Consider the following 12,365-nt stretch of genomic DNA (forward strand, 5'->3'; position numbering starts at 1 on the left):
GTCGGCCTCGTCGGCAGCGACCCTACGTGCCGCCGATGAAGCGTTTAAATCGGATGGCGCGTAACTCGTGTCCGTGACCGACTCGCCCCCGTGGGCCGACCTCTTCGGCCACCCCGAACCCTACCCCGAGCAGGCCGACGGCATCGACGCCGCCGTCGACGCGGCCGAGGACGGCGGCTTCCTCGCCTTGGAGGGCGCCTGCGGGACGGGGAAGACGATGCTCGCGCTCACCGCCGGGCTCGACCGCGTGCGCGACCCGGACTCCGACTTCGAGCGCGTCTTCGTCCTCACCAGCGTCAAACAGCAGCTGCGTCAGTTCGAGACGGATCTCCGGACGATAAACGACGACCTCCCGGAGGGGTACGACCCCGTCTCGGGGCTCACCCTCGTCGGCAAGGCGGACGTCTGCCCGTACGCGCGCGAGAACCGCGGCGGGATCGACCGCGAGAACGTGTACGAGCGCTGCGAGGGGCTCCGCGAGCGCACCCGGAACCTCGTCGGCGACGGCGGCGCGATGACGACCTCGAACCTCGTGAGCGAGGCGCGGAGCCAGCAGGTCGGGCTGATGGACTCGGGGAACGATGGCTCGTCGGCGGACGGCGCCGCCGACTACCTCTCCGTCGACGGCGAGCCGACCCCGTACCGCCCCGACACCGAGGAGTACGACGACGTCGAGTTCTGTCCGTTCTACGCCGGCTTCCTCGACGACCTCCCAGAGGACGGCGACCCCGCGGAGGCGGTCCCGTTCGACGTGACCGACCTCGGCCACGTCGACGCCGACGAGCTCGTCCGGCTCGCCGCGGGCCACGGCTCGTGTCCCCACTCGATCATGGGCGCGCTCGTCCCCGAGGTCGAGGTCGTCATCGGCAACTACTACCACGCGTTCGACCCCGTGACGACCGGGACGTTCACCGGCGCGCTCCTCGACGACTCGACGTTCGTCGTCTGCGACGAGGCGCACATGCTCGAACCCCGCGTGCGGGACCTCGTGAGCGACGCCGTCGCGGACGCCAGCCTCCGCGACGCCGAGAACGAGCTCACCCGCGTCGTCCAGCCGCTCTCGTTCGAGTCGGCGGGCGCGGAGTCCGACGACGCCGCCCTCGTCCGCGGCGAACTGGAGGACGCGGACGTGTCGGTCGAAGAGATCGAGGCCGTCCGGGAGTTCTACGCCGACCTGCGCGGCGAGCTCGACCGGCGCGTGACCGCGCACCTCGACCGCGAGCGCCCCGACTGGCGCGCGTCGATGCGCGACCTCGACGATACGGAGATCCCGCTCCGCGACCCCGAGGAGCCGGGCAAAGACGAGATCACGGCGTGGGCGGACGGCGAGGGGTACGGCGAGCGCGTCTGGGCGCGCGCCGAGCAGGTCGGCGCGGTCGTCAAGCGCGTCCTCGACTCGCTGGAAGACGAGGACAAGCAGCGCGCGGCCCCCGGCGTCGGCCGCACCCTCAACGCCTGGTACCGGGAGGGCCACACCGACTTCTTCCGGGCGATCGAACTCGAACGCACCTTCGACGAGACGGAGCCGCCGGACTCGTGGCGGCGGGCGTACAACGGCCGGCTCGCGCTCCACAACTGCCTGCCCAGCGAGCCGATCGGCGACCGGCTCGCCGAGTTCGGCGGCGGCGTCCTCATGAGCGCGACGCTGGAGCCGATGGACCTGTTCCGGGAGGTGACCGGGCTCGACCACCTGGCCGAGCGCGGTCGCCCGGTCGTCGAGCGGACGTACGGCCTATCCTTCCCCGAGGACAACCGGGCGAGCCTCGCGGTCGACGCGCCGAAGTTCACCCATCAGAACCGCGGCGCGCCGGGCGAGGAGAACCCGACGCGGCTCGCACACCTCGACGCGACGGCCGCGGTCGCGCGCCGCGAGGGGAACGTCCTCGTGGGCACCCCGAGCTACGCGGAAGCGTCGTGGATGGCGGAGTCGCTCTCGGCGCGGCTCGACAAGCCGGTCCTCTTGGACGAGTCCACGGGCGACCGCGAGACGGAGTCGCTGAAGGACGACTTCTTCGCCGGCGACGGGAAGGTGCTGGTGACGAGCCTCCGCGGCACGCTCACCGAGGGCGTCGACTACCGCGGCGACCGCCTCGCGGCCGCGGTCGTCTGCGGCGTCCCGATCATCAACACGGCGCGGCCGCAGACGCGGGCGGTGATCACCGCCTACGACCGGCGGTTCGAGTCCGGCTTCGAGACGGCGCTCACGGTCCCCGCCGTGCGCAAGGCCCGACAGGCCGTCGGCCGCGTCATCCGCGGCCCGGACGAGCGCGGCGTCCGCGTCCTGCTCGACGCCCGGTACGCCCGAGACTCGTGGAACGGCGTCCGGGAGTACCTGCCCGAACACGAGCGCGAGGAGTACCAGCCCGTCAGCCCGGACATGCTGGAGGTCGCGCTCGACCGGTTCGAGTCGAGGGCGCCGGCGACGAGCGAGTGACGAACCGGTTCGGATCCCGCGGATAACGGGCCGTTACTCACCGGTAGGAAAGTTGTAACTATGCGGGTACGGCGGTTGGCGAGCGTATGGACGCTGTCTCTCGGAACGAACGGTATCACCTCGTCTGTCGCGAGTGTTCCCTCGAAAGCCTCTGCGACGCCGCGACGGACGCGAACGCCCTCCGTCGCGAACACGTCGAGGAGACCGGCCACCGCGTCGCGGTCGACCGGGTCCAATAACGGGTCGGCGCGGGAGGGGGTGACCGACGACCCCTTCGAAACGAGGCGGCTCAGACCACGTTCGAGTCGATGTCTCGCGGGAAGTTGGTGAGCCGCTCCGTCCCCGACTCGGTGATCGCCACCGTGTCGGAGTGGCGGTAGCCGAACTCGTCGGTGTAGATTCCGGGTTCGATCGTGTACACGTGGCCGGGCGCCATCACGGCGTCGGCGCCGTCGTAGCGCTCGCCCCAGCCGCGGTCGATGTACGGCGGCTCGTGGGCGCCGAGCCCGATGTTGTGGCCGACGTGGTGTTGCACCAGATCCGTCACGCCCTGCTCCTCGAAGTACTCCCAGACGACCTCGTCGACCTCGGCGACCGGCACGCCCGGGCCCAAGGCGTCGATGGCGAGCGTCTGTGCCTCCAGCATGAGCTCGAAGTAGTGCGCCTGCTCGTCGGAGTAGTCGCCGACGAACATCGTCCGCTCTAACTCCGAGCGGTAGCCGTCGACGTTCGCCGTCGCGCCCGTGACTAAGACGTCGCCCTCGGAGAGCCGCTCGTTCGGCGTGTGGCCGTGCGGGAGCGCGGTCTCCTCGCCGGAGATGTAGCCGGCGTGGACCGGCCCGTCGCCCCGGACGCGGACGCTGTACGCGTCCCCGAGCGCGTCGAGCATGGCGCGGGAGGCCTCCGTGGAGGCGCGCTGCGAGACGGTCGCCGGGTGCGCGCCCGGCTCGGAGTAGTCGGCGAGGTAGCGGTGGCCGAGGTTCGCCCACTTCGCGGATTCGCGGATCAGGTCGACCTCGGCGTCGGACTTCGCCCAGCGCATCCGGTCGACCCACGACTGCGTCTCGACGTCGAGGGACTCGGAAAAGGCGGGGCCCTCGTACCCCATCACGCCCGGGGGGCCGTCGGCGTCGGCGGCGATCGCGTCGGCGCCGAGGCCGCTCAGCATGTCGACGGCGACCGAGACGGGTTCGCCGCCCGGGTAGTCGAAGTAGTCGTGGACGGCGTCGATCCGCGGGTTCGGGGAGACGCGCTCGACCTCTAACCGCGGGACGGTGATCTCGACGCGGTCGTCGGTGACCGCGAGGACCACCGGGCGCTCCGTCTGGATGTGGTGGAAGCCGGTGAGGTACTCGATCGCCGTCGCGCCGACCCAGGTCGCGGCGTCGGCGTCGGTCGCTGCGAGCCGGTCTCGGACCGCGGCGAGCCGGTCGTCGAAGGCCGACTCCGGAAGTCGCGTGGCCATACCTCACGATGTGCGAACGCGCCGATAAACGGTCGGGTAGCGGAACGGCGGTGCCGACGGCGCCGGCACCGGACCGACGGCGCCGGCACCGGACCGACGCCGCCGGCGCTCCGGTCGTCTCAGTTCTCGCGGCGGGCGAACGCGAGGTTGCCGGAGACGTTCTTGATGTACGCCGTCACGGTCTCGCCCTCCTGCGCGCCGGGGACGAAGATGGTGTACTCGCCGCGCTCGGCGACGCCGTCGCCCTTGCGGCCGGTGCCGACGATCTCGAGCTCGTACGTGTTGCCCGACTCGACGGCGTCCTCCTGCCGTTGGGTGTTGGAGGTGTTCTGCTTCGCCACCGGGCGGAACGCCCCGCAGGCCTCACACCGGAGCATCGGCGTCCGGTTCTCGGTCTCCAGTCGCGTGTCGGGGAGGCCGCACTCCGAGCAGGTGACGAACGACTCGATGTACGAGTCGATCGCGGCCTGGAAGTCGCGCTCGCGGAAGTTCCCGCTGTAGCGCGCGCGGCCGTCCTCGTACTGGCCCGCGGTCCCCAGCTCCTGCTGGATCTTCGAGTGGACGTGTTCGGGGTCGCGGCTCAGGGCGTCGGCGATCGCGGAGAGGTTCGTCAGGCGGGTGAACGCCCCGTCCTTCTGCCATTCCGGCTCGGGTACCGACAGTCGCTCGTCGGACCCGCCCAGATCCGGTACCTCATCCATCGCGCGGTCGAGGCTCGATTCGTAATCCATACGCGAGGAAACGACAGCGCGACGGAAATCGCTTCCGGGTTCGGTGGCGGCGGCTCCGGAATGTAAAGGAGGTTCTGGGTGGTAGTCTGGCAGAAATAGCGGGAGGTGAACTGCCTCGGAGACAACTGATTCAAGAGATCCTTGATCTCTCGTCATCCCGGAAAGTGAAGTCTTCCGGCTGCTCCGAGGCTTCCCGTGGTTTAATCTAACACTCCCGACCGACCATCGATCTGGTAGTCTCGAACGGTCGGGTGGGTCACGGTCGGGGCGTCCACGGCCCCCGATGCCTGCCGTCGCACCTTCCGAACTTGAGGGAGGCTGTTGAGAGCAGGCACATTCCAGTCGAGTTTCTTGATGCCTTTCACAGCGATGTTGACGCTTGCACCACGGTCGCTATGGTCTTGATGCCCGCACGACCGACACTTGAACCGCTTCTTGTTACGGTTCGCTCGCTCCGTGTGTCTACACATTGGACACCGCTGACTCGTGTACTCAGGGTTAATCCATGTGGTCGGTATCTCCTTGAACGACGCCTTATAGGACGTATAGAACTGGAGCGCGCGGAACGGGAGGTGATGTAAACGTCGGTTCATCCGCGTGCCGTAGTCGATGCTGTCGCGCATCTCTTTGAGGTCTTCAAAGACGATACACGGTTTCTCGAACTGACGGCTCCACTCCACGATATGACAACTCACCTTATGGAGTCGGTCGCGGACGAAACGTTCCTCACACCCTTCGAGCGTGTCGTTGATACTATTTTTCCTCGCGTTCTGGATGCGCTTTCGCATCGTGAAGTAGCGGTGGCGTTCAAATTTAATTTCGGGGAAGTCAATGACTAATGAATCCTTGATGCCATTCTCAGAGAGTGCGGTGAGAGCCACGTTATCTTCGTTCACATCCACGCCAACGACGGTCTGCGAGTCGTGCTTGCCTCGGACAGTCCGCTCAGTATTAGTAATATTAACGTGTAACTCGGGATCGTCGTTGTGGAACAGAGCTTCTGCTGTCCCAATTTTCCACTCGTCGCTTTCGAGTGCAGTTTTGAGTATATCAAGGTGAGAATCAGCTCCTTTGAGGACCCCTTTGATATGCTGGTACGGCTTCGCGCTGATGCGGAACGTTATATCGCCATCATCGTCGAGTGAGAGGTTGTACCCCTCTTCGTAGTTCGCACAAAGCGGGTACGTGCCGTCCTTGGTGTGGCTTGGCTGGCCGAAGTCGTCGTACTCGTGGTAGTTCTCCATCGCGCCGAGTGCTTTGGCGACGACACGCTGAGTCGTGTTTTTCACGAGATTGGAATTTCCCGCCACTCGTTCGGGAATCACGTCCCAGTCCAAGCCTTGTTTGGCGAGACGGATCGTTTCGTTGTACACCGACCGTGCTTCGAGGTTGGCGTCGTACAGCAGGCTCTCGTTGTCACTCTGGATATCGAGTTGGAAATCCATCGTCTTGATGAGAGCCTGTGTGTCGGTCATACACGCAAGCTTGGTAACCGTGGGCTTCACTTGAACATCAGCCATCCACGGTGGAAGTGGAAATTCCACTGAGCTTACGACGTTCACCCTAGGTCTCAAGCTCCAAGGAGCTCGGTCTGGCTTGCCAGAGATTTGAACCACGGTCACTCCGCTTCGCTCCGTTCCCTGGTTCAAATCTGCTCCGGGGCTATCTCGTCGACGACGCTGTTCACGCCTCGCTTCGCTCGGCGTTCACTGTCGTCGACAAAAGATAGCGGGAGGTAGATTTGAACTACCGATCTCCGGGTTATGAGCCCGGCGGAATCTCCTGGCTATCCCATCCCGCTATCGTAGCACAATCGGGTGCGACTGTTAAGGGTTCTGATCCCGACGCCGGTGTGCGATTCGTCCACGCGTCCGCGGCGGTCGCGAACCCTCGCGCGGGCGCCCGAATCGGAGCCGAAGATCGCACCGAGCGGCCGCTTCGCGGACCGCCTTTCCGTCGTCACTCCTCGCCTACGCCCTCGTCGTCGCTCGTCTGCGCCGCGACGGCCTTCATGCGGATCCGGAGCGCGAGGACCGCCACGAAGGCGAATCCGACGGTCACCGCGACGTCGGCCGGGTCGCCGGAAAGCGCCCGCTGCGCGGTGAGCCCCGCCATCAGCGCGAACATGAACGACAGCAGTCCCGCGATCGGAATCACGTACCCCTCGTTGAACGCCGACCCCTCGGACTCGTCGCTCATTTCTCACCCCTCTGCCGCCGACCGTGAAAAGGCTCCCGCGACCGACCGTCCCTTGCGTCGGCCGCAAACGATTTCACACATCATCGATAGTGACAGACGATGCACAAGCCGCTGTTGACGACGGACTTTCTGGACCGGGCGCGGCGCCACTACGCCGACGAGGAGGCCGTCCTCGCGGTCGACGGGACGCGATACACGTACGCGGAGCTCGGCGAGCGCGCCGACCGCTTCTCCGCCGCGCTTCAGGCGCGCGGGATCGAGAAGGGCGACCGAGTGGCGGTGTTGGACCCGAACACGCACTACCACCTGGAGGCCGCCTACGGCGCGATGCAGGTCGGCGCGGTTCACACGCCGCTGAACTACCGGCTCACGCCCGACGACTTCTCGTACATGCTCTCGGACGCCGGCGTCGACGCCATCTACGCCGACGCCGAGTACGCCGACAGGGTCGAGGCGGTCCGCGACGAGGTGCCCACCGAGACGTTCCTCACGAACGACCCGGACGCGGTCGGGGGCGACTGGGAGTCGTTCGACGCCGCGCTCGACGACGCGGACCCCGACGCCTACGAGCGCCCCGAGATGGACGAGGACGACGTGATCACGATCAACTACACCTCGGGGACGACCGGCGACCCGAAGGGGGTCTGTCGGACTCACCGCGCGGAGACGCTCCACGCGTACCTCATCTCGATCCACCAGGAGATCACCGACGACGACGTGTACCTCTGGACGCTGCCGATGTTCCACGTCAACGGCTGGGGCCACATCTACGCGATCACCGGGGCGGGCGCCCGGCACGTCTGTACCCGCGGGGTCGACGTCGCGGAAACGTTCGACCGGATCCGCGGCGAGGACGTCTCGTACTTCTGTGCGGCGCCGACCGTCCTCAACATGCTCGGCGACCACCACGCCGAACACGGGGGCGCGACGACGGGCGACAACGACGTGCGGGTCGCCACGGCGGGCGCGGCGCCGCCGGAGGCGACGATCCGCACCGTCGAGGAGGAGTTCGGCTGGGAGCTCAAACACGTGTACGGCGCGACCGAGACGGGCCCGCTGATCACCACCTCAGACGCGAAGCGGCACTTCGACGAGGGGGCCGACGACCGGTTCGCGGTCAAGAAGACGCAGGGGATCGGCTACCTCGGCACGGACGTCCGCGTCGTCGACGAGGACGGCGAGGACGTGGCCGCCGACGGCGAGACGATCGGCGAGATCGTCGTGCGCGGCAACCAGGTGATGGACCGCTACTGGAACAAGCCCGAGGCCACCGAGGAGGCGTTCTCGGAGCGGCTGGAGGGATACTACCACATGGGCGACCTCGCGGTCGTCGACGAGGACGGCTTCGTCTCGATCCAGGACCGGAAGAAGGACATCATCATCTCCGGGGGGGAGAACATCTCCTCGATCGAGTTAGAGGACACCCTCTTCGAACACGACGTCGTCTCCGACGTCGCCGTCATCCCCGCGCCCGACGAGCGCTGGGGAGAGACGCCGAAGGCGTTCGTCGTCCCGGAGGGCGGCGACCCGAACGACGCGGGCGCGACGCCCGAGGAACTGAAGGCGTTCGTCCGCGACCGCGTCGCCGACTACAAGACCCCCGGCGAGGTGGAGTTCGTCGCGGAGCTTCCCACCACCGCGACCGGGAAGATACAGAAGTACGAGCTGCGCGAGCGCGAGTGGGACGAGGAGGACCGGATGGTCGGCGAGGGGTAGCGAACTTCAGGCCTCTTCGCCGCCGCCCGCTTCGGAGTCGTCCGCCGTTGCGCTTCCCTCCCCGTCGCCCGCAGCCGCATCGCCTGCGTCCTCGCCGCCGTCGGCGTCGCTCAGCCGGTCGGTGTCGATGCTCACGCCGGGCGGGGTGACCACGAGGAAGCCGCGGAAGTGCATCAGCTCGCCGTCCATGTCCTTCACGTCGCGCGCGAAGGGCGCGGCGAGCTCGTTGAGGTCGCCCTCGATCGACAGCACCAGGGTGTTCCCGTAATCGACGCTGCGGACCCACTCCTCCGGGTCGGTCGTGCCGTCCAAGACGCCGAGGACGACGTCGCCCGCCGCCGCGAACGCCTCGTCCATCTTCGCCTCGGCGTCCCGCAGGTCGAGGTCCCAGTCGCTCATACGTGGGGGTCGACAGGCGACGGCAAAAGCGTTCGGGAGCCGGTCTGCCATCCGGACGCCGCCCGGTCGCGGAGTCGTTAAGTACGCGCCGACCCCAGCAGCGGACATGGAACGCACGCGGCGATCCCTGCTCGCGAGTGCGGCGTCGGTGGGCGTCGTCGGCGCGGCGGGGTGTCTCGGCGGCGGTGGGGGCGGGAACCAGCTCGAGACGGGCTCGTACGACTGCTCCCTCTCGGAGCCGACGGATCCGGACCTCGACTACCGGCCGACGCTCGGGAACCCCGACGCCGACGTGACCGTTCAGGCGTTCGAGGACTTCACCTGCGGCCACTGCGCGACGTACAAGCTCGACCACTTCCCGACGATCCGCGAGGAGTACATCGAGCCGGGCGACATCCACTACCAGCACTGGGACTTCCCGATCCCGGTCAACGAGACGTGGGCGGTCCCGGTCGCCAGCGCGGCCCGCGGCGTCGGCGCCCGCAACGGCGACGAGGCGTTCTTCGAGTTCGCCTCGGCCGCCTACGAGTCGCAGGGCGACTACGGCGGCGAGGCGCTCGGCGCGGCCGCAGAGGCCGCCGGTGCCGACCCCTGCGCGGTCCTCGCCGACGCGGAGTTCTCGGCCTACGAGGAGGCGTCGATGAGCGACCGCTCGGAGGGCGACTCGATGGGCGTCTCCGGGACACCGACGATATTCGTCAACGGAGAGCCCGTACAGGGTGGATACGGCGCCGAGACGATCGCCGCCGCGATCGACGACGCGCTCTGACGACGCGCCCTGACGACGGGCTCGACCCGTTCGGCCGCCCGGACCGGAAGCGTCGACGGCGGTCCGGGGAGCGTCGATCTTTTGCCCGTTCGTCCCGATTTATAAGTAGATGAGCGACGCCGATCCCGCCGCCGAAGTCGGTCCCTCCCACGGCGGCGACCCGTCCGCCGCGGCCGACGCCGGCGAACGCCGTCGCCTCGGCGCGGTCGTCCTCGCGGTGCTGATCTCGCAGGTCCTCCTCTACCCCGGCGTGCCCGACCTCGTCGTCGCGCTCGGGGCGCCCGCCGGCATCGACGCCGGCATGTGGTTCCTCGTCGCCGAGTTCGGCGCGTTCGTGACGTTCGCGGTCGTCTGGGGCGCGCTCTCGGACGCGCTCGAGACGCGGGTCCCGCTGATTGTCGCCGGCGCGCTCGGCGGCGCGGCCTCGTACGTCGCGCTCGCGTCGCTGCCGGGGCTCGGACTCGGCTTCGAGGCCGCGCTCCTCGTCAGGGTCGTCGGCGGCGCGCTCACCATCGGCGCGTTCTCGCTCTCGATCACGCTGCTGATGGATCTGCGCGGCGGCAACGGGCGCAACATGGGGACCGCGGGGCTCGCGATCGGGCTCGGGGCGGCGGTCGGCTCGGTCGTCGGCGGGGCGCTCGCCGACATCGGCGCGCTGTACCCGGTGTACGCCGGCGCCGTCGTGTTGGCCTCGGCGGGGCTGCTCGCGGCGACGGTCGACGACCGAGCGGCGACGGCCTCGACGGAACCGGGGACGGACTCTGCGGCGACCGAGACCGACGAGATCGGCTTCGCGGACGTGATCGCCCGTGCGCGGACGACGCCCGGCCTCCTCGTCCCGCTCGCGTTCGGGTTCGTCGACCGGCTGACGGCGGGCTTCTTCGCCCTCGTCGGCGTCTACTACTTCCAGGACCCGGCGACGTTCGGGCTGTCGGCGGCCGGCGCGGGCGCGACGCTCGCGCTCTTTTTCGTCCCGTTCGCGCTGCTCCAGTCGCCGTTCGGGGCGCTCTCGGACCGGATCGGCCGCTTCCTCCCCGTGGTGGCCGGCTCGCTCGCGTACGGCGTCGTCACGATCGGCGTCGGCGTCGCGCCGACCTACCCGATCGCCGCGGGGCTGATGGTGCTGGTCGGGGTCTGCGGCGCGCTGATGGCCCCGGCGACGATGGCGCTCGTCACCGACCTCGTCGAGCCGGAGGTGCGGGGCGCCGCGATGGGGCTGTTCAACGTGTTCGGCTCGCTCGGCTTCCTCACCGGGTTCCTCATCGGCGGCGGCGCCACGGACGCGTTCGGCTACACGCCCGCGTTCCTCGCCGTCGGCGGGCTGGAGCTGGCAATCGCGCTCGCGCTGCTCCCGGCGGTCCGGTCCATCTCGCCCGGCGCGGGCGTGATCGGGCGGCTCGGCGCCGAGGGGTGAGGTCGCTTCGACGGACCCGAGAAAGGGGTCGACGCGCCGTCGCCGTCGCGTGCCGCCTCGCGGTCCGGGATCAGCTCGGCGCGTACCCCTCGCCGTCCTCGGTGTCGAGGAAGGCGGTGAGGAGGTCGACCGCGGCCTCGACGTCGCGCGCGTCGGCCGTCTCGACGGCGGAGTGGTGGTATCGGACGGGGACGGAGAGGGCGCCGACCGGTCGCGCGCCCCCGGCGTTCTGGAGCGCGCCGGCGTCGGTCCCGATGTTCCGAGCCACCTCGCGCTGGAAGGCGATTCCGCGCTCCTCCGCGAGGGACTCGAGCCGATCGACGACCGCGGGCGTCGGGACGACGCTCGCGTCCTTCCGCTTCACGCCCACGCCGTCGCCGAGCTTCGATATCGCGTCCGCCGGGTCGACGCCGGGGTACGACTGTTCGAGCGTCCCGTCGAGCGCGACGGCGAGGTCCGGGTCGACGTCGACACCCAGGGCGGCCGCGCCCCGCAGGCCGACCTCCTCCTGGACGGTCGCGGCGTAGTGAACGGTCACGTCGGGGTCCGCGCGCCGCGCGGCCTCTATGAGCACGTACACGCCCGCGCGGTCGTCGAGCGAGGAGCCGGCGACGCACCGCCCCATCTCTCGGAGGTCGCCGTCGAACGTGACGACGTCGCCGACGCGGAACGTCTCGTCGGCCGCCGCGGGGTCGAGCCCGGTAAACACGTGCGCGTCGTCGAGCGTCCACTCGTCCGGCGCCGCCTCGGCGGCCGTGTGTGCGGCCGTGACCCCGACCACCGCGTCGTACTCCCCGTCCTCGGCGTGGACGGTGACCGGGTGGCCGCGGAGCGCGTCCGGGTTCCAGCCGCCGAGCGGCTCCACGGAGAGGAAGCCGTCGTCGTCGACGTCGCTGACGACGAGCCCGATCTCGTCCATGTGCGCGGCGACGAGCACCTCGTAGCCGGGAGCCGCGTCGCCCTCGGCGGTCGCGACGACGTTGCCCATCGCGTCCGTCCGCACGGCGTCGACGGGGGGAAGTTCGTCGCGCACGACGTCCCGGATCTCGTCCTCGCGACCGACCGGCCCGGGGGCGTCCGCCAGTCGCGCGAGCAGGTCGAAGTTGAGCGTGGCGTTCGCGGTCACGTCCCGACCCTTGCGGGTCGCGCGTGAAAGTCCGGGGGTCGCGGCAGAACGGGCGCTCCCGCGAGCGGCTCGGCGGGACGCAGCGCCGGGAACGCGGCGCCGCCCGCTCCGC

At 69.1% G+C, this 12,365-nt stretch carries 11 protein-coding genes and 1 tRNA gene; 5 read left to right on the plus strand and 7 right to left on the minus strand.

The genetic code is table 11. The annotated features are described in order from the left end of the window. The first annotated feature begins 73 nt into the window (after positions 1 to 73). A complete protein-coding gene (locus tag DVK07_RS15210) occupies positions 74 to 2,434 on the plus strand; it encodes an ATP-dependent DNA helicase (protein WP_121597847.1) in 2,361 nt (786 codons plus the stop codon). A gap of 86 nt (positions 2,435 to 2,520) precedes the next feature. Further along, the gene (locus DVK07_RS23385) at positions 2,521 to 2,673 is read left to right on the plus strand and encodes a hypothetical protein (RefSeq protein ID WP_199719543.1); all 153 of its coding nucleotides are present in this window, start codon (positions 2,521 to 2,523) and stop codon (positions 2,671 to 2,673) included. A 50-nt stretch (positions 2,674 to 2,723) separates the two neighbouring features. On the opposite strand, the gene DVK07_RS15215 is transcribed toward DVK07_RS23385, so the two are convergent. From DVK07_RS15215 to DVK07_RS15235, 5 genes are all read right to left on the minus strand, one after another. After that, positions 2,724 to 3,899: a Xaa-Pro peptidase family protein gene (locus DVK07_RS15215; RefSeq protein ID WP_121597848.1), complete on the minus strand. Its 1,176-nt coding sequence runs from the start codon at positions 3,897 to 3,899 to the stop codon at positions 2,724 to 2,726. 119 nt (positions 3,900 to 4,018) lie between these two features. Continuing rightward, positions 4,019 to 4,630: a translation initiation factor IF-2 subunit beta gene (locus DVK07_RS15220; RefSeq protein ID WP_121597849.1), complete on the minus strand. Its 612-nt coding sequence runs from the start codon at positions 4,628 to 4,630 to the stop codon at positions 4,019 to 4,021. Positions 4,631 to 4,830: 200 nt separating this feature from the next. Beyond that, a complete protein-coding gene (locus tag DVK07_RS15225; protein WP_121597850.1) occupies positions 4,831 to 6,105 on the minus strand; it encodes an RNA-guided endonuclease TnpB family protein in 1,275 nt (424 codons plus the stop codon). Between the two features lie 251 nt (positions 6,106 to 6,356). Beyond that, positions 6,357 to 6,431 (minus strand) — tRNA-Met (locus DVK07_RS15230). A 158-nt stretch (positions 6,432 to 6,589) separates the two neighbouring features. Further along, on the minus strand, positions 6,590 to 6,829 hold the full coding sequence (locus tag DVK07_RS15235) for a hypothetical protein (RefSeq protein ID WP_121597851.1): 240 nt from the start codon (positions 6,827 to 6,829) through the stop codon (positions 6,590 to 6,592). A gap of 99 nt (positions 6,830 to 6,928) precedes the next feature. On the opposite strand from DVK07_RS15235, the gene DVK07_RS15240 reads away from it, so the two are divergent. Beyond that, entirely contained in the window at positions 6,929 to 8,545 is a 1,617-nt protein-coding gene (locus DVK07_RS15240) for a long-chain-fatty-acid--CoA ligase (protein WP_121597852.1), read from the plus strand. A gap of 6 nt (positions 8,546 to 8,551) precedes the next feature. Here the strand turns inward: DVK07_RS15240 and DVK07_RS15245 are convergent, their stop codons facing one another. Next, the gene (locus tag DVK07_RS15245) at positions 8,552 to 8,944 is read right to left on the minus strand and encodes a DUF5779 family protein (RefSeq protein WP_121597853.1); all 393 of its coding nucleotides are present in this window, start codon (positions 8,942 to 8,944) and stop codon (positions 8,552 to 8,554) included. Between the two features lie 106 nt (positions 8,945 to 9,050). Between DVK07_RS15245 and DVK07_RS15250 the strand changes: the two genes are divergently transcribed. Together DVK07_RS15250 and DVK07_RS15255 are read left to right on the plus strand one after the other, a co-directional pair. Continuing rightward, positions 9,051 to 9,713 (plus strand): thioredoxin domain-containing protein, encoded by a 663-nt coding sequence (locus DVK07_RS15250; protein ID WP_121597854.1) that lies wholly within the window; start codon positions 9,051 to 9,053, stop codon positions 9,711 to 9,713. 109 nt (positions 9,714 to 9,822) lie between these two features. Then, positions 9,823 to 11,127, plus strand: coding sequence for an MFS transporter (locus DVK07_RS15255; protein ID WP_121597855.1), 1,305 nt, complete (start codon positions 9,823 to 9,825; stop codon positions 11,125 to 11,127). Positions 11,128 to 11,197: 70 nt separating this feature from the next. Here the strand turns inward: DVK07_RS15255 and DVK07_RS15260 are convergent, their stop codons facing one another. Continuing rightward, positions 11,198 to 12,253 (minus strand): M42 family metallopeptidase, encoded by a 1,056-nt coding sequence (locus tag DVK07_RS15260; protein ID WP_121597856.1) that lies wholly within the window; start codon positions 12,251 to 12,253, stop codon positions 11,198 to 11,200. Positions 12,254 to 12,365: the final 112 nt, after the last annotated feature.

Source organism: Halorubrum sp. Atlit-26R, from assembly GCF_003666015.1.
In the GTDB taxonomy this organism is placed as follows: domain Archaea; phylum Halobacteriota; class Halobacteria; order Halobacteriales; family Haloferacaceae; genus Halorubrum.